The sequence below is a fragment of the Thalassospira sp. CH_XMU1448-2 genome, from assembly GCF_037027285.1.
In the GTDB taxonomy this organism is placed as follows: domain Bacteria; phylum Pseudomonadota; class Alphaproteobacteria; order Rhodospirillales; family Thalassospiraceae; genus Thalassospira; species Thalassospira profundimaris_C.
The window spans coordinates 570,121-586,762 of record NZ_JAYMEA010000001.1; the positions used below are offsets into that span (position 1 = coordinate 570,121).

At 55.8% G+C, this 16,642-nt stretch carries 13 protein-coding genes; 7 read left to right on the top strand and 6 right to left on the bottom strand.

The genetic code is table 11. The annotated features are described in order from the left end of the window. Positions 1-104: 104 nt before the first annotated feature. On the top strand, positions 105-377 hold the full coding sequence (locus tag WA318_RS02685) for a DUF1674 domain-containing protein (RefSeq protein ID WP_336079901.1): 273 nt from the start codon (positions 105-107) through the stop codon (positions 375-377). Positions 378-464: 87 nt separating this feature from the next. Here the strand turns inward: WA318_RS02685 and rpe are convergent, their stop codons facing one another. Together rpe and WA318_RS02695 are read right to left on the bottom strand one after the other, a co-directional pair. Beyond that, complete coding sequence (gene rpe, locus WA318_RS02690) at positions 465-1,130, bottom strand: ribulose-phosphate 3-epimerase (RefSeq protein ID WP_114096539.1); 666 nt, start codon at positions 1,128-1,130, stop codon at positions 465-467. A 132-nt stretch (positions 1,131-1,262) separates the two neighbouring features. Continuing rightward, positions 1,263-2,609 carry an RsmB/NOP family class I SAM-dependent RNA methyltransferase gene (locus WA318_RS02695; RefSeq protein ID WP_114096540.1) on the bottom strand — a complete coding sequence of 449 codons (1,347 nt, stop codon included), beginning with the start codon at positions 2,607-2,609 and terminating at the stop codon, positions 1,263-1,265. 221 nt (positions 2,610-2,830) lie between these two features. Between WA318_RS02695 and WA318_RS02700 the strand changes: the two genes are divergently transcribed. From WA318_RS02700 to purH, 4 genes are all read left to right on the top strand, one after another. Continuing rightward, positions 2,831-3,844: an MraY family glycosyltransferase gene (locus tag WA318_RS02700; protein WP_336079902.1), complete on the top strand. Its 1,014-nt coding sequence runs from the start codon at positions 2,831-2,833 to the stop codon at positions 3,842-3,844. Positions 3,845-3,969: 125 nt separating this feature from the next. Beyond that, positions 3,970-5,931 (top strand): polysaccharide biosynthesis protein, encoded by a 1,962-nt coding sequence (locus WA318_RS02705; protein ID WP_336079903.1) that lies wholly within the window; start codon positions 3,970-3,972, stop codon positions 5,929-5,931. Between the two features lie 198 nt (positions 5,932-6,129). Continuing rightward, positions 6,130-7,536 (top strand): 2-oxoadipate dioxygenase/decarboxylase HglS, encoded by a 1,407-nt coding sequence (gene hglS / locus WA318_RS02710; RefSeq protein WP_336079904.1) that lies wholly within the window; start codon positions 6,130-6,132, stop codon positions 7,534-7,536. Between the two features lie 347 nt (positions 7,537-7,883). Beyond that, positions 7,884-9,461: a bifunctional phosphoribosylaminoimidazolecarboxamide formyltransferase/IMP cyclohydrolase gene (purH, locus tag WA318_RS02715; RefSeq protein WP_336079905.1), complete on the top strand. Its 1,578-nt coding sequence runs from the start codon at positions 7,884-7,886 to the stop codon at positions 9,459-9,461. 71 nt (positions 9,462-9,532) lie between these two features. On the opposite strand, the gene WA318_RS02720 is transcribed toward purH, so the two are convergent. From WA318_RS02720 to hemC, 4 genes are read right to left on the bottom strand one after another with little or no spacing between them, the layout of a single operon-like run. Continuing rightward, complete coding sequence (locus tag WA318_RS02720) at positions 9,533-10,972, bottom strand: heme biosynthesis protein HemY (protein ID WP_336079906.1); 1,440 nt, start codon at positions 10,970-10,972, stop codon at positions 9,533-9,535. Continuing rightward, positions 10,969-12,414 carry a COG4223 family protein gene (locus tag WA318_RS02725; protein WP_336079907.1) on the bottom strand — a complete coding sequence of 482 codons (1,446 nt, stop codon included), beginning with the start codon at positions 12,412-12,414 and terminating at the stop codon, positions 10,969-10,971. The genes WA318_RS02720 and WA318_RS02725 overlap by 4 nt, the downstream gene beginning before the upstream one ends. 40 nt (positions 12,415-12,454) lie before the next feature. Further along, the gene (locus tag WA318_RS02730; RefSeq protein WP_114096882.1) at positions 12,455-13,189 is read right to left on the bottom strand and encodes a uroporphyrinogen-III synthase; all 735 of its coding nucleotides are present in this window, start codon (positions 13,187-13,189) and stop codon (positions 12,455-12,457) included. A gap of 23 nt (positions 13,190-13,212) precedes the next feature. Next, positions 13,213-14,157: a hydroxymethylbilane synthase gene (gene hemC / locus WA318_RS02735; protein WP_336079908.1), complete on the bottom strand. Its 945-nt coding sequence runs from the start codon at positions 14,155-14,157 to the stop codon at positions 13,213-13,215. Positions 14,158-14,478: 321 nt separating this feature from the next. Between hemC and tsaD the strand changes: the two genes are divergently transcribed. Together tsaD and WA318_RS02745 are read left to right on the top strand one after the other, a co-directional pair. Further along, positions 14,479-15,537, top strand: a complete 1,059-nt coding sequence (gene tsaD / locus WA318_RS02740) for a tRNA (adenosine(37)-N6)-threonylcarbamoyltransferase complex transferase subunit TsaD (protein WP_336079909.1) — start codon at positions 14,479-14,481, stop codon at positions 15,535-15,537. 60 nt (positions 15,538-15,597) lie between these two features. Further along, positions 15,598-16,602, top strand: a complete 1,005-nt coding sequence (locus WA318_RS02745; RefSeq protein WP_114096884.1) for an NAD(P)H-dependent glycerol-3-phosphate dehydrogenase — start codon at positions 15,598-15,600, stop codon at positions 16,600-16,602. Positions 16,603-16,642: the final 40 nt, after the last annotated feature.

The window sequence follows — 16,642 nt, forward strand, 5'->3', positions numbered from 1 at the left end:
TTCGGATGCGCCGGACCAAAGCTTGCGGGCCGGGACTGATGACGCTATTTCTTTGGCAAATGTGAATTCAAGAGCGCGCAAGCGTGCAAAGCAGGAGAAACCGGATGGCCGGAAAGTTCCGCGAGACCGTCATTCATAATGTCGCGCCCAAAGAAAAGGCCGAACCGCAAGCCGATGCCAATCCGGCAGATCAGGCAGGCGAGATCGCTGGTGCCGACGTTGCCCCGCAATTGTCGCAAGATGCGATCAATGCACTGGCCGAAGCAAAGGCGTTCAAGGAAGCCGCTGCCAAGGTCCGGGAAATCGGTGGTCCCAAAGGCCCGGAACCAACACGCTTTGGCGATTGGGAAAACAAGGGCCGCTGTATCGATTTCTGATCGGCGATGGTCCATATCAAGATATGAAAAAGGCCGGAGCATCATGCTCCGGCCTTTTGTCATTTCAGGTGATCAGCGTTCTACGATTTACGCGCCGCGGATTGCCTTGATGTTGTTGGCATATTCGGACGGGCCGCCTTTGAAGGTTGCCGATCCTGCGACCAGAACGTTTGCACCAGCAGCGATGACCTGCGGGGCGATTTCCGGGTTCACACCGCCATCGACTTCAAGGTCGATATCACGCCCGGTCGCGTCGATCATCTTGCGGATGCGCTTGATTTTCTCAAGCTGGCTCGGAATGAATTTCTGACCACCAAAGCCCGGGTTCACGGTCATGACCAGAACCAGATCAACCATGTCCATGACATATTCAATGACACTTTCCGGCGTCGACGGGTTCAGCGACACACCGGCCTTTTTGCCCAGTGACTTGATCAGCTGAAGCGAACGATGCAGGTGCGGGCCCGCTTCGGCGTGGATGGTGATGATATCGGAACCGGCATTGGCGAAGGCTTCGATATAGGGATCGACCGGCGCAATCATCAGATGCACGTCAAACACCTTGTCGGAATGCGGGCGCAGTGCCTTGACCACGTCCGGGCCGATGGTGATGTTGGGCACATAATGGCCATCCATAACATCAATGTGGATATAGTCGGCGCCAGCTGCGTCAACAGCGCGGACATCAACGCCCAATTGGGCGAAATCGGCCGAAAGGATCGAAGGTGCGATTTTGATATTCGACGTGGTCATGCGTCACGGGTCCTGAAGCAATGCGGGATATGGGAAATTCGGGCTTCTCATAACCCAAATCGGACGCCCTGTCACCCGAATGGGACTCATGGCTGCCTTGTTTGCGCGTTTGGCGGTTATTCTGACTCGAAATCAGGCCTTTTTGACAAGCCGGGCACAGAAAAAGCCGTCCATGCCGCCAAAATCCTGCATATGGATTGGCAGAACACGCAGTTCCCCGGCATCGTTGATGGCCTCGTCCCAGCCGCCAAGTTCCGTGGCGGTGATGGGTTTGCGTTCATAATTCGGATGATCGGCCAGGAATGATTTGACCTGATGTTCGCCTTCTTCGGGTTGCAGCGAACAGGTACAATAGATCAGCTCCCCACCAACATTCAGAAGCTTGTCGGCCTGATTAAGCAGTTTGGTCTGAATTGGCAAAAGCGAGCGCATCAGTTTGTCATTCTGACGCAACAAAATATCAGGATGGCGGCGAATGGTGCCGGTTGCCGAACAGGGCGCATCCAGAAGAACCGCATCAGCACGCGGGGTATCGGGCGCCAGATCGGTGGCGTCCCCGGTGACAACTGCCGCCCCCAATGCAACGCGCTCAAGATTTTCAAAAACGCGTTTCAGGCGGCCTTCGGATTTATCAACCGCAATCGCACTGGCACCAAGGGATGCCAACTGCATGGTTTTGCCGCCCGGTGCGGCGCAAAGATCATAGATCGTCTTGCCCTTATAGGCCGAAAACAGGGTTGCCGGGATGGCAGCGGCGGCATCCTGCACCCACCAGTCGCCATCGCGATAACCCGGAAGGTCGCGAATACGACGACCGCTTTCAAGGCGGACCGAACCGGTCGGAAGAACAAGGCCATCCATCTTTTCGGCCCACTCGGCAGAGGTGCTGCGATCCTTGATCGACAGGTCGAGCATGGCGTGGCCAAGGCTTGCCTCGGCAATGGCCTGTGCGGTTTCGGCGCCATAGGCCTTTTTCCACGATCCGCGCAGCCATGCCGGGATGTTAAGCTGCCAGTCTTCGACACCTTCGGGCCATTCAAAGCCGTCACGCTGCAATCCGCGAAGAACTGCGTTGATCAGTTTGGTGTATTTGTGCAGACCCGCATCACGGGCCAGATTGACCGTACTGTCGACCGCCCCGTAATCAGACGTGTCCATAAAGAACAGCTGTGCGACGCCAAGTCGCAGGATGTTGGTCAGGCGCGCAGCAACGCGGTCTTGCGGCGGCTGATAACGCGGGGCCAGAACGGCATCGATTTCGCCCAGATGGCGCAGCGTGGTCCCAAGCAACTGACGCAGGAAATTGCGATCAAGTGATGGCATGCCATAGCCATGCTTTGACAGAAGTTCGTCCAGGGTCACTTCGCCGCCACGCAATTCCTGCAATGTTTTAAGTGCAAGCATACGCGGATCGGGTGCCTCGACCGGCTGTTTGCGCGGGGCATTGCGTAGTGCTGGACGGGAACGACGTTCTGTCAAAGGGATATCTCCGGTTTCGTGTTGTCTCGTGTAGTTAAGGCCGCCATGGCCAAGTGTAAAGCATCAAGCGTGTGTTTGAACGGCATGGCAGCCTTGTGTGACAGGTCATATTAACCTGTATCCGGCCCTGATTTGAGGGTGAAAAACCTTGCGATCAGGGGGCTGTCCGGCTAATCCAGACGGATCAGTTTACACCGATCAGGGACAGGGGCGCCCAAACGATGACTTTCGCCGGACTTGCGACCTTTTCGAGCATCTTTCTGATTGGCTCGATGTTGCTGACCTGGGTGGTTTTGAACTATCTGCGGCGCAAGGCGATCCTTGATATGCCCAACCATCGGTCCAGTCACGCGGTGCCAACCCCGCGCGGTGGCGGATTGGCGGTTACCCCGCTTCTGATCATTCTGGTTGCTGTTGTCTTTATCCATACCGGCGTTACGGCGATCAGCCACTGGCTGATGTTGGCCGCAGCAGCCGGTCTTGGTTTGTTAAGCTGGCTTGATGATCGCCATGATCTGTCGGCGGCGGTGCGTTTTGCCCTGCAATTCGTTGCGGTGATTATTGGTGTCTTTGCCATCGACAAGCCGGTTCTGGGCGGGATTGTACCGATCTGGCTTGATCATGTTCTGGTGGTGCTTGCCTGGGTCTGGTTCATCAATCTGTTTAATTTCATGGACGGGATTGATGGCATTTCCGGTGTCGAGGCCGGATCAATAGGACTTGGCGTTTTCATTCTCGCACTTTTGGTGCCGCTGCCGCAGTTTATCGGACTTGGCTATATCGGGCTTGGCATCCTTGCGATCATGATCGGGTTCCTGATCTGGAACTGGCATCCGGCGAAGCTGTTTCTTGGCGATGTCGGATCGGTGCCGCTTGGCTTTGTTCTGGGCTGGATGCTTTTGGATCTGGCATCCCGGGGGGCGTGGGTGGTGGCGCTTATCCTGCCGTCCTATTACCTGTTTGATGCGACCTTTACCCTGATCAAGCGAGCGTTACGTCGCGAAAAAATCTGGCAGGCCCATCGCGAACATTTCTATCAGTTAGCCATCCAGCGCGGATTTTCCCATGCGCGGGTTTCCACCATGATCGCGATCAGCAACCTGATCCTGATCGGGGTGTGTTTTGCGCAAAGTGAAACACCCGACTGGATGCGGGTAATTGCCGCGATGATCGTTGTCCTGTCACTGGTTGGCATGATGGTTCGCATGCCGGTCAAAGGCCGGTCGGAGCCGTGATTGCGGTGACGCGGATGCGCATTGCTTGACTTGTTTCCGGGCGGGCGCGAAAAGAAAGCCTTATCCGCGCGGTATCAAGCGGGTATATCCTTTGAATAAATAGAAAACTGCCGTTTAGGGACCGCATGTCGCGCATTTTACAGCGAAGCCATATTGCCTTTGCCCATGATGTTTTCATGGCTGCAATTTCATTCCCGTTGGCCCTGTATCTGCGGGTTGGCGATGGCGTGCGTTTCTATGCGACGGAAAACATTCTGTTTTCGGCAGGCCTGTTTACACTGATTGCGGCGGCATCATTCTGGTATTTCGGTCTTTATCGCGGCATCTGGCGCTATGCGTCGCTCAATGATCTGACCCGTATTGCCAAGGCTGTTTCGGTCGCGGTTGCGGTTCTGTTCCTTGTGCTGTTTTTGACTTCGCGCCTTGACTGGATGCCGCGTTCGGCCCCAATCATTCAGTGGTTCCTGTTGATGGCATTGCTGGGCGGGTCGCGCCTGACCTATCGAATTGCCAAGGATAAATCGACTGCACGGGCACTGGTGCGTCAGGGAACGACCCGTCTGCCGGTCCTGTTGATTGGTGCAGGTGACGAGGCCGAGGCCTTTATTCGTGAAACCGAGCGTTCCTCAGATACGCCGTTCAAGGTTGTCGGTATTGTGTCGCTGACCGAGGGGCGTGTCGGGCGCAACATGCATGGCGTGGATGTTCTTGCAACGGTCGACAAGCTTGAAGAGGTCATCAACAAGCTTGAAATCAGCAAGCATGGCCTGCCGCGCCGACTGGTTCTGACCGGTGATGCGCTGCGCCATGAAGACAATGTCAAATGGGTCGAGATTGCCGAACGTTTTGGCATGACGTTGGCCCGCCTGCCAAAGCTTGGTGATCTGCGCGAAGGTTTGGCTGATCCGCTGCAAATTCGCCCTGTTGCCATCGAAGACCTTTTGGGGCGTCCGCAGGCCCGCCTTGATCGCGACCGCGTGCGCGAGATGATTGGCGGCAAGCGGGTTCTGATTACCGGTGCGGGTGGTTCTATCGGGTCGGAACTGGTGCGCCAGATCGCATCTTACGGTCCGGCCAGCGTCAGACTTGTCGATGCCGGGGAATATAATCTTTATGCCATCGATATGGAGATGGCGGAAAAATACCCCGATTTGCCGCGCGAAAGCATTCTGGGTGATGTCCGTGACCGGACCCGGATCGGTCAGGTTTTTGATCGCTATCACCCGGAAATCGTATTCCATGCTGCGGCCTACAAGCATGTGCCACTGGTCGAACATAACCCCAATGAAGGCATTCTGACCAACACGCTTGGCACACGAAATGTTGCCGAAGCCTGTCGGGCGGCAGGTGTTTCGACCATGGTTCTGATTTCGACTGACAAGGCTGTGAACCCCGCCAATGTGATGGGGGCATCAAAACGTCTGGCCGAATGTTACTGCCAGGCGCTTGAAACCCTTCCGGCGGATCAGCGCGGGCCAACGCGCTTTGTCACGGTGCGGTTCGGCAATGTTCTTGGCTCTACTGGATCGGTTGTACCGTTGTTCCGTCGCCAGCTTGAAGCTGGCGGGCCTCTGACCGTGACCCACGAAGGTATTACGCGATATTTCATGACGATTGCCGAGGCGGTCGAGCTTGTTCTGCAATCAGCCGAGCTGGGACGTCATGGTGTGACCGATGGCGGGAAAATCTTTGTTCTTGATATGGGGCGGCCGGTCAAAATCATTGATCTGGCACGTCAGATGATCCTGTTGTCAGGGCTGCAACCGGGCAAGGATGTCGAGATCAGGGTGACTGGCCTGCGTCCGGGGGAAAAGCTTTATGAAGAACTGTTTCATGACAGCGAACCACCCGCACCGACCGAGACTGACGGTGTGATGCTGGCAAGCCCGCGTGTTGTTGATTATGCCCTGATCCGGCAGGTGTTTGACGCACTGGAAGACAGCGCAACCAATCGCAACACGCATAAAACCCTTGAGCTGATCAGTCAGCTTGTTCCGGAATTCCAGCCACCGGAAATCGGCGTAAAGTCGATCTTTGCCGATGCATCGGGCGATAGCGGTACCGAACAGGCCAGCGGTTCCGCTTAGGGTCGCTGCTTCCACATTCCCAGATCCATATGACGTCGATTGGTGTGATATTCATTCCGTGGGTGAATGAACTCGTGCGGAATTGTCGTTTGTCATTGCCAAAAGCGGACAATATCTTGCGTTCAGAATGACAAATTGGAATGACCGAGGCGTTTGGCCATTCCGGTTTCTTGCACGATCCGTCTTTTGGAGGCCCACATGTCGGCAAACGCATTTGTCCATCCTGATGAAATCCGTTCGATGTTTTCCAGTGCGATGTCGGACATGTATCGCGCAGAGGTGCCGCAATATGGCACGCTGATGGAGCTGGTTTCTGACATCAATCGGCAAAAGCTCTCAGCCGATCCGGAGCTCCGAGACGGTCTTGCTCATAATGACGAGCTTGATCGTATTGATCTTGAACGTCATGGCGCGATCCGTCTGGGTAAACCCGAAGAGCTGTTTAACATGCGCCGCCTGTTTGCGGTGATGGGCATGCATCCGGTTGGCTATTACGATCTGTCGGTGGCAGGTGTTCCGGTGCATTCAACGGCCTTTCGCCCGATTGATGACGAAGCCCTGCGCCGTAATCCGTTTCGTGTTTTCACATCCCTTCTGCGTCTTGAACTGATCGAGGATGAAGGCCTTCGCACCGAGGCCGAAGCGATCCTAGCGGAGCGCGAAATCTTTACCCCGGACGCGCTGAAACTGATTTATCTGGCAGAAAAGAATGGCGGTCTTGATCGCATTCAGGCCGAACAGTTTGTTGCCGAGGCACTGGAAACATTCCGCTGGCACAGTGATGCGACGGTTTCGCTTGAAACCTATCAGAAGCTTCATGATGCCCATCGTCTGATTGCCGATGTTGTCTGCTTCAAGGGGCCGCATATCAATCACCTGACCCCGCGAACCCTTGATATCGATGCGGTTCAGCGGGATATGCCCAAACGCGGCATATCGCCCAAGGCCATTGTTGAAGGCCCGCCCACCCGCAATTGCCCGATCCTTCTGCGTCAGACCAGCTTCAAGGCGCTTGAAGAACAGGTCTATTTCGTTGGTGGCAGCGCAAAGGGGACGGCTGGTACCCATACCGCACGTTTTGGCGAGATCGAGCAGCGCGGGATTGCCCTGACCGCCGAGGGACGCAAGCTTTATGACACCCTTTTGGCATCTGTCCGTCATGCGGTTCAGGTCAGTGCGGGCGGATCGAATGCGCGGGACTATGAAACCGAACTGGCAGAACGTTTTGCGGCCTTCCCCGATGATTACGAGACACTCCGCGTCGAGAAACTGGCATTCTTCCGCTATAGCGTGACCAAGGCTGGTCGCAATGCGGTGGAAAATGTTGATCTTGAAGCGTCGGTGAATGATCTGGTCGATCAGGGATATCTGCGTGCCGATCCGATCATTTACGAAGACTTCCTGCCGGTCAGTGCGGCGGGCATCTTCCAGTCGAATCTTGGCAGTGACGAACAGAAAAACTATGCCGAACAATCCAATCAGGACGTGTTCGAGCAATGCCTTGGCGCGCCGGTTGCCGATGAGCTGGCCCTTTATGCCGCCCACGAGAAGGCATCGCTTGAAGCAGCCCTTGAAACCCTTGGGGTTCAGAAAAACGTTGCCTGATCCTGAACTTGGCAAGAATGAAGCGGGGTGGCCAGAGTGCCACCCCGTTTTCGTTACGGGTACTTGGCTCAGGTGGCGGCTTTGTTAAAAGCCGCCATGCAAGAATTCGGGGTCCACATTTTGCGCTGCACATGGTAAAGCTCCGCGCGAAACATGGTTCGGACTCATTGATCATGTGTCGGCCCGGACCGGAATGACATCATTCTGGTCCCGTTAAAAGGCCGGTCTTGCCCGCAACATTGTCAGGTTCGCATGCACGAGCAGAGATGCAAGATGATGCTTTGAGGGCCGATATATCATCAATGGGTCCGCAACCTTCATCACATTGATGCATGAAAGCGAACCCAATGACTGCTCGTATTGCGCGCGCGCTTATTTCCGTTTCCGACAAGACCGGTCTGGTCGAATTTGCCAAATCCCTTCATGAACAGGGCGTTGAAATCCTGTCGACTGGCGGCTCCGCCAAGGCGATTGAAGCTGCTGGTATTCCGGTCAAGGAAGTTGCCGATCACACCGGTTTTCCCGAAATCATGGACGGTCGTGTCAAGACTCTTCATCCGAAGATTCACGGCGGCCTTCTGGGCCGCCGTTCTCTTTCCAGCCACATGCAGGCGATGAAAGATAACGACATTTCCCCGATCGATCTGGTTTGCGTGAACCTTTATCCGTTCGAAGAAACCGTTGCCAAGGGTGCCGATTTTGACACCTGCATCGAAAATATCGATATCGGCGGACCGAGCATGATCCGCTCGGCGGCCAAAAACCATGAATCGGTCACGGTTGTTGTTGACCCGTCTGATTACGCCCGCGTTGTTGCGGAAATGTCAGAAAATAACGGTGCAACCACCGCAGAAACCCGCCGTGTTCTGGCTGCCAAGGCCTTTGCCCGGACTGGTGCCTATGACTCGGCCATTTCAACCTGGTTTGCCGGTCAGCTTGGTGAAACCTTCCCGCAGCGTCTTAATGTTTCAGCCGAACTGAAACAGACCCTGCGTTATGGTGAAAACCCCCATCAGCAGGCCGCGTTCTATACCAACGGTAAAAACCGTCCGGGTGTGGCAACCGCGACCCAGCTTCAGGGCAAGGAACTGTCGTTCAACAACCTGAACGACACCGATGCCGCGTTTGAACTGGTTTCCGAGTTTGACGAAAAACCGGCGGTGGCGATCATCAAGCACGCCAACCCGTGCGGCGTTGCCGAGGGTGCGACCCTGATCGAAGCCTATAACAAGGCGCTGTCTTGTGATCCGGTTTCAGCATTTGGTGGCATCATCGCGGTTAACCGTACCCTGGACAAAGAAACCGCCGAAGAAATCGCCAAGCTGTTTGCTGAAGTCGTGATTTGCCCGGACGCAGATGATGCGGCCAAGGAAGTTCTGGCCGCCAAGAAAAACCTGCGTTTGCTGGTGACCGGTGGCATGGCCGATCCGGAAGGCGAAGACATGACCCTGCGTTCGCTGGCGGGCGGCTATCTGCTTCAGAACCGCGATGCCGGTCGTGTTAAACGTGACGAGCTGAAAGTTGTCACCAAGCGCAAGCCGACTGAGGCGGAGCTTGATGATCTTCTGTTTGCCTTCCGCGTTGGCAAGCACGTCAAATCAAACGCCATCGTCTATGTCAAAGACGGCAAGACGGTTGGTGTTGGTGCCGGTCAGATGAGCCGCGTTGACAGCTCGCGCATTGCCGCCTGGAAAGCAGAAGAAGCTGGCAAGAATGCCGGTGAAGCTGATCTGCGGACCAAGGGTTCGGTCGTATCGTCCGATGCGTTCTTCCCGTTTGCCGATGGTCTTCTGGCTGCGGTCAAGGCCGGTGCAACGGCAGTGATCCAGCCGGGTGGTTCCATGCGGGATGAAGAAGTCATTGCCGCAGCGGATGAACATGACATTGCCATGGTCTTTACCGGCATGCGTCACTTCCGCCACTAGGCGCGCTTGAGACCAAACTGAAAAACCCCGGGGATTTCCCCGGGGTTTTGTTTTAGGTCGGTTTGCGATGATTATAGCGCGGGTTGACTGCCCTTTGATGGCTGCCCGGTTGTCGCGGCGTCATCATCGTTACTGTGATCAATAAGGGTACCATCCTGCTCAATCGCAACAGGTTCTTTGGAATTTGTTGCGTCAGTTGCAGGCTTGGCTGCCGGGTCCTGATGGACGCGCAGTGGTGCACGCCAATCGACACTGCCAAATGAATGACAGGACGGGCAGGACACCACCCAGCGATCTGTTTCCGCACCACAGGCTCCGCACCGCCAATCGGGATCGGGGTTGGCGTGGCTTGCCTTGATCAGAAGGTCACGGGCCTTCGCACCATCCTGATTTTCGCGCAATTCCAGATCGGCCAGAAGACGGTAATGGCGGGCTTCGGCCTTGGTTGCCATGGCCTTTTCAAGATTGCTGCGGGCAATTCCCCAAAGGTCGGCTTCAAGGGCAGCTTCGGCCAGAACGATTTGGCTTTCGACATGGTCGGGATTGGTCGCAACCAGCTTTTCGACCGATTTCACCTGTGCCAGCGGATTGCCGGTCAGGGTTTCACGGTAAATCGCGCCAAGTGCGGCCGACGGGGCAACCCGCCAGCTTTGCGTGACGACTTCGCGGGCCTTGGCATCCTGTTTGATATCGCGATAAAGACCGGCCAGCAGCACGGCAGCCCCGGTAAAATCAGCCGAAGCATTCAGTGCCTTGCGCAGAAGTTTGATGGCCTCGGCATTTTCACTGGCCGCAATTGCGTCTTCGGCCTTGGCCGTGATCAATAGCGCACGGCGGCGGGTGAGTTCCTGTTCACCGAAAACAGATGCCTTTTGTGCATCAACAAGAAGGCTAAGCGCTCGATCCCACCGACGCGATGTCAGCAGCAGATCAAACAGCGTGACTATCACAGCCGGGTTGCGCGGGCGCAAACGATGGGCGCGTTCGGCATAGTCAAGGGCGGCTTCGCGATCATCGGCCTTAAGGGCCAGTTGCAACAGACCGCGCAGGCCAAAGAATGCCGAGTCCGGTTTTTCAAGCATCGCTTCGAACTGGCGTTTGGCGGCATCGTTATTGCCATCAAGCTCGGCGGCCTGTGCGGTCAACAGGCGCGTCAGCGTATCGTCTTCAAGGTAACGATCAACCGCACGGGTATGTTTAAGCGCCTGACGCACATCACCCGATGCCAGTTCAAGCAGGCCCATGGTCAATGCCTGCTGGCCTTTTTTGCGGCGGCGACTGCCCAGAAGACGCCCGATCCAGCCCGGCGAATTGGCAATCATTGTCCAGCCGCGCCATGCCAGAACCAGCACAACAGTCAGGGCAAGAAGGCCGAGTGCAACCATGCCGATTGACCCGTCAAAGCGATAACCCAGCCAGACAATCGTCATATTGCCGGGATTATCAGCAAACCAGACGGTGCAGAAAACCAGCGCAGCGGTGATGAGGATAAAGGTCAGAAGACGGATCATTGGCTGCCCTCCGCCCCGGTCAGAAGGCCGATGGCGTGGGCGCTTAAGGTCGCGATGGCCGCGTTCAGGGTTTGACGATGTTCCGCCGCACTCAGCCAGTCGCTGACAGCGGCCTGGGCATGTTCGCCCTCAACACCCTGAAGGGCTGCGACTGCGCCATCAAGGTCATCCTGTGCCAGGGCGTTTTCTGCCAGAACAAGACGGCCTTCAAGGGATTCTTCCCCGGCGGCGTCAACGCGACGGATCGGGACCAGTTTCTTGATATTGGCCCATGTCGCATCCAGAACACTGCCCGAATGATCATCAGTTGCGGCTGCAACCGCATCCTGTGCCATGACCGGGAAGGACTGACGCAGTTTTTCGATGGTCGGTGCGCCCTGTTCGGCTAGCGGTTTCAGGGTTTCGATCTGTTCGAGAATGAGCGCATCATCCCCGGCACTGCGTTCAAGCTGATTAAGGGCAATCATGAATGGTCCACCGCGCTGAAGCGCATCACGCAGGATGGTCACAGCCATGGCAATTGCCTGTCCGCGGCTTTCAACACGCAGGCCTGTGGTTGCACGGACTTCTTCTTCCATGGTCGAAAGGCGGGCCGAGAGTTCGCGCATTTCATTGGCGACACCGGCAAGTTCGCTTTCAACGCGGGCCAGTTCTTCAATCGGTGCCGTACGGGTTTCGATTTCGGCCATGCGGCGGGCGACCGTATTGTTCAGCGTATCGCCACGTTCGCTGTTAAGGCGTTCGCGCAGGGCATTGATCGTGCCTTCAAGGCGCGACAGACGTTCGGTCAGGTCCGGGTCAAGGACAACGGCACCATCGGGGAGTGTTGTACTGTCCGCGATTTGGGAATCCGTTTCCGTAACGCCGGGAAGCGTATCGCCCGTCGTGACTTCGCCGTCGCCCTTTTCTGCCATGGTGGCATCTTCACTTGGTGCCGGAATGGCGTTTGAAGTGTCCTGATTGCTTTCGGGGACCGGTGCGTTGGTGACGGTGACGTCATTGTTTGACGGATTATCTGCATCAAAGCCGTCCGGGGCAATTTCAGCAAGAATTTCATCGGGCACATATTGCGCCAGATGCGGCTGGGCATCGCGCCACCAGATTGCGCGTGTAAGCCAGCCTGCTGCCAAAGCCCCGACAATGATCAGAACGAACAGAACCAGCGCCTTGCCGCCAGCACCCTTGCGTTTCAGAGGTGCTACCGGTTCCGCTGCGGATTTTGCGCCATCCTGTTTTGGATCAGAGGCCGGCTTTTTATCCGTATCGGGCTTTTTTGCACCGGTATCAGTCGACATACCGGACTTTGCTGCGGGGGCTGCATCCGCCTTTTTGGGGGCCGGGCTGGCATTTCCCTTGCTATCAACGGAAATGGTTTCGGACGGCTTTTCCGTTTCGGTCGATTTGGTGGAAGCGTTGGTTTTTGGCGTTTCTGGTGTTTTCACGATCGGACCATTGCAGTTTGCGGTTATTCCCAGAACGGCGTCAGGTACGGCAAGCCGTTACGACGGACCCTAATAAGGAAAGAAGGTATTCTTGTGTCGGTTGTGATGCAACGTACGTTCTATGCCATGTAAGGTCTGAGATCTTCGATTGCACCGCCGGACTGAGGCAAATTGCACTCACGCCTGACAAATCATCTTCAAGCTTATAGCTGTGCACAAGCTTAACAAAGGTTTCCGCAGTGCGGGGAGAGAAAAATAAAATGACGTCAATATGATGATGGCGAAGTGCAGTCAGCACATCAGGCGAAAGTTCGTCACTGGCGATTGCTTCATAGACGGTCTGCCGGTCGATCTGAAATCCGTCATTGCGCAACATCTCGCCCAGATCACCGGCAGTCTTGCGAGCGGCTGGATGAAAAAGCGGCCCGGATGACGGATCAATTTTTTGGCGAATGAGTGCAGCCAGATCGTGAATGTCACCATTGGCGGATTGAACCGTGGCAAAGCCAAGTTCCCGACACATGCGCGCGGTTGCATCCCCGACGCAAAGCGCAGGCAGGCTGCGATCATTGGTCAGCCGGTCAAAGGCACGAACGCCATTCGCGGAGGTGAATATCAGTGCCTGATAGGGGCTGATATCAAACGGCGTGTCGGTTGCCGGAAAAGAGATGGCAAGCATCGGTGCCGATAAATGACGAAAGCCGCGTGTTTCAAGCGCGGCCAAAAGGTCGGCAGAATCGGTTTCGGGCCGGGTATTTAACACCAAGGGTCCCATCTGCTTTCCCGTCATTGCCGGGGTCAGGCCGAAATAAAGTCTGGCCCACCACGCTGTTTCAGTTCTTCACCGGCATCAGTTCCGGCCGCGGCGGCACTGTCTATATCCGGCTTGGCGATCAGGCGTTCGGTATCAAGTCGTTCGCTCCCATCGGGACGGACAATTGCAACGCGCAAACGCAGGCTGCCATCATCATTAAACTCTGCCAGTGCTGCAATAGGGGTGCGGCACGAACCATCGAGGGCCTTAAGGGCTGCACGTTCGGCAGCAACGCGGATGGCAGATTTTTCGCAATGTAATGCGTCAAGCCATTCTCTGGTTTGCGTATCGGTTTGGCGAATGGTGATGCCGATGGCGCCCTGTGCGACGGCGGGCAGCATATCGTCTTCGGCAATTGGTGCGGTGGCAATTTCGGGCTGTCCCAACCGGTTCAGGCCAGCCATTGCAAGCAGGGTGGCATCAACCTGTTCCTCGCCCAGTTTGCGCAAACGGGTCTGAACATTGCCACGGAATGTCACGACTTTCAGATCGGGATATTTATTGAGGATCATCGCCTGACGGCGCAGGGACGCCGATCCGATGACAGAGCCAGCCGGCATTTCAGCAAAGCTTTTATATTTCAGCGAAATAAACGCATCGCGGACATCTTCACGTGGCAGAATGGTTGGCAGGATCATGCCATCAGGAAGAACTGTCGGAACGTCCTTCATGCTGTGCACGGCCAGATCAATTTCGCCGCCCATCAGGGCGTCATCGATTTCCTTGGTGAACAGGCCCTTGCCACCGATTTCAGACAAGGCCCGGTCAAGTATCTTGTCGCCGGTCGTGGTGATCACGGTAATGGCAATGGCCCCCTCGGCGGAAAGTTCCGGATGGGCCTTTGCCAGTTTGTCACGTACCTCGTGTGCCTGGGCGAGTGCCAAGGGAGAACCACGGGTACCGATGCGAAGTTTAGCTGTATCTGTCATGGCTGAAGTCTTAGTCTTAAAATCGTTTAAAAACAAGGGTTGGCGGTGGTTCAAACCCCGAAAAATCACATATGTGATACGGTTGATCCTAGTGCATTTCCCGGCGGTTTCATTGACTTATGTCCAGTGCGGGCAAAGGATGCCAAAGGATGATTGTCGGGAACAATTGGTCTGGTCATGCGTGAAGCGCGATAACTGCATATGGCACTTGCGCCCGTCGGGGGTGGAAAGAACACAAAGTTTCCGCTACATCATCGCCAGACATATTATGGATTCCGATTGCCGAACCTGTCGGCAGACCTGCATAAGCGGATCAAACACATGATCGTACTTGGTATCGAAACAAGCTGTGATGAAACGGCCGCTGCTGTCGTCAATGACAAGCGCGAAATTCTGGCAAACCGTGTTTTGTCCCAGCTTGACGATCATCGTCCCTATGGCGGGGTTGTGCCCGAAATTGCCGCACGCGCGCATCTTGAACATCTTGATCGTCTGGTTGCCGAGGCGATGGATGATGCCGGTGTCGAATTTGATGATCTTGATGCGGTGGCCTGTACCGGTGGTCCGGGCCTGATTGGCGGGGTGATGGTTGGCACCATGACCGCCAAGGCGATTGCCTTTGCCGCGCAGAAACCGTTCCTTGCGGTTAATCATCTTGAAGGTCATACGCTTACGGTTCGTCTGACCGATGATGTGGCTTTCCCGTATCTGCTGCTTCTGGTTTCAGGAGGGCATTGTCAGGTTCTGATTGTCGAGGGTGTTGGCAAATACAAGCGCATCGGCACCACCATTGATGACGCGGTTGGCGAGGCATTTGATAAAACCGCCAAGATGATGGGATTGGGTTATCCCGGTGGACCGGCACTGGAAAAGATTGCTGCGAAAGGTGATCCGAACCGGTTTGGCTTGCCGCGTCCGTTACGTGGTCGTCCGGGATGTGATTTCTCGTTCTCGGGCCTGAAAACAGCAGTTCGAACCTATCTTGACGGTTTCCCGGTCGAACAACAGACCGAAGAAGTCAAAGCCGATCTTGCCGCATCCTTCCAGCGCGCAGTCGGCGATACCCTTATTGATCGGGCGCGCAATGCGGTGTTTGAATTCATGCGCGACTATCCGGCAGGCAAGACCATGGTTCTTGCGGGCGGGGTTGCTGCGAACAAATATCTGCGCACACGCCTGACCGAACTCACAGATCAGGCAGGGATGACGCTTGTTGCCCCACCGCTTGATCTTTGTACCGATAATGCCGCGATGATTGCCTGGGCCGGGTTGGAACGGTTCCGTCTGGGCGAGCGCGACGATCTTGATTTCAAACCACGTCCGCGCTGGCCGCTCGACCCCGAGGCACCCAAGCGTCCCGGTGCCGGGGTCAAGGCATAGGGACAATCGCGCAAGTCTGCGACCATCCAGAACGACTTCACTTTTGCCGGAACAATGATCATGAAAAAGCGCATTACAGTTGTTGGTGGCGGTGCCTGGGGAACGGCCCTTGCCGTACAGGCAGTGCGGGCTGGCGAAGATGTCGAACTGATTTTGCGTAATCCTGATCTTGCCGACCGGATCAACAAAAACGGCGAGAATGATCTTTATTTGCCCGGTGTCCAGTTGCCCGGTGCATTGCGGGCAACCACAAACTATGACGGCATTCGGGACTCCGATGCGGTACTTCTGGTAACCCCGGCGCAGCATTTGCGCGAAACCCTGACACGCTTTGCCGCCCATTGGCCAGACGAGCTTCCGGCGGTGATTTGCTGCAAGGGAATTGAAAAGGAAACCGGTGCGCTGATGGCGCAGGTGGTCAATGAGACGCTTGGCAATGTGCCGGTTGCTGTTTTGTCGGGCCCGACATTTGCCCAGGAAGTTGCAGTCGGGTTACCAGCGGCCATTACACTTGCCTGTGAGGATCGTGTTTTGGGCAAACGTCTGGTCGATCTGATTGGTACGCCGGAATTCCGTCCCTATTTCAGTACTGATGTGGCCGGTGTTGAAGTGGCAGGCGCGATCAAGAACGTTCTTGCGATTGCAAGTGGCGTTGTGGCGGGCCTGAAGCTTGGCGATAATGCGCGTGCGGCCCTGATTACCCGCGGGATTGCCGAAATGTCACGTCTGGCTGTCGCCATGGGTGGTCGGGTTGAAACCATGATGGGCTTGGCCGGCCTTGGTGACCTGACCCTGACCTGTACGGGGACACTTTCGCGCAATTACACTTTTGGTGTCGCACTTGGCGAAGGTCGTAAGGCGCAGGATATTCTCTCTGAACGCCGATCTGTGACCGAAGGTGTTCATACCGCAGCCTCGATTACTGCAGTGGCCGCCAAATATGGTGTGGAGATGCCGATTTGTGCGGCTGTTGATCAGGTGGCAAACCATGATGCGGATCTGCGCAGCACGATTAATGCCCTCTTGCAGCGTCCGTTCCGTGACGAGCTTGAAAGTAACGGCTGATTTCTGTCAGCCCCTTGTTCATAAGCAGGTTATTGCCGAT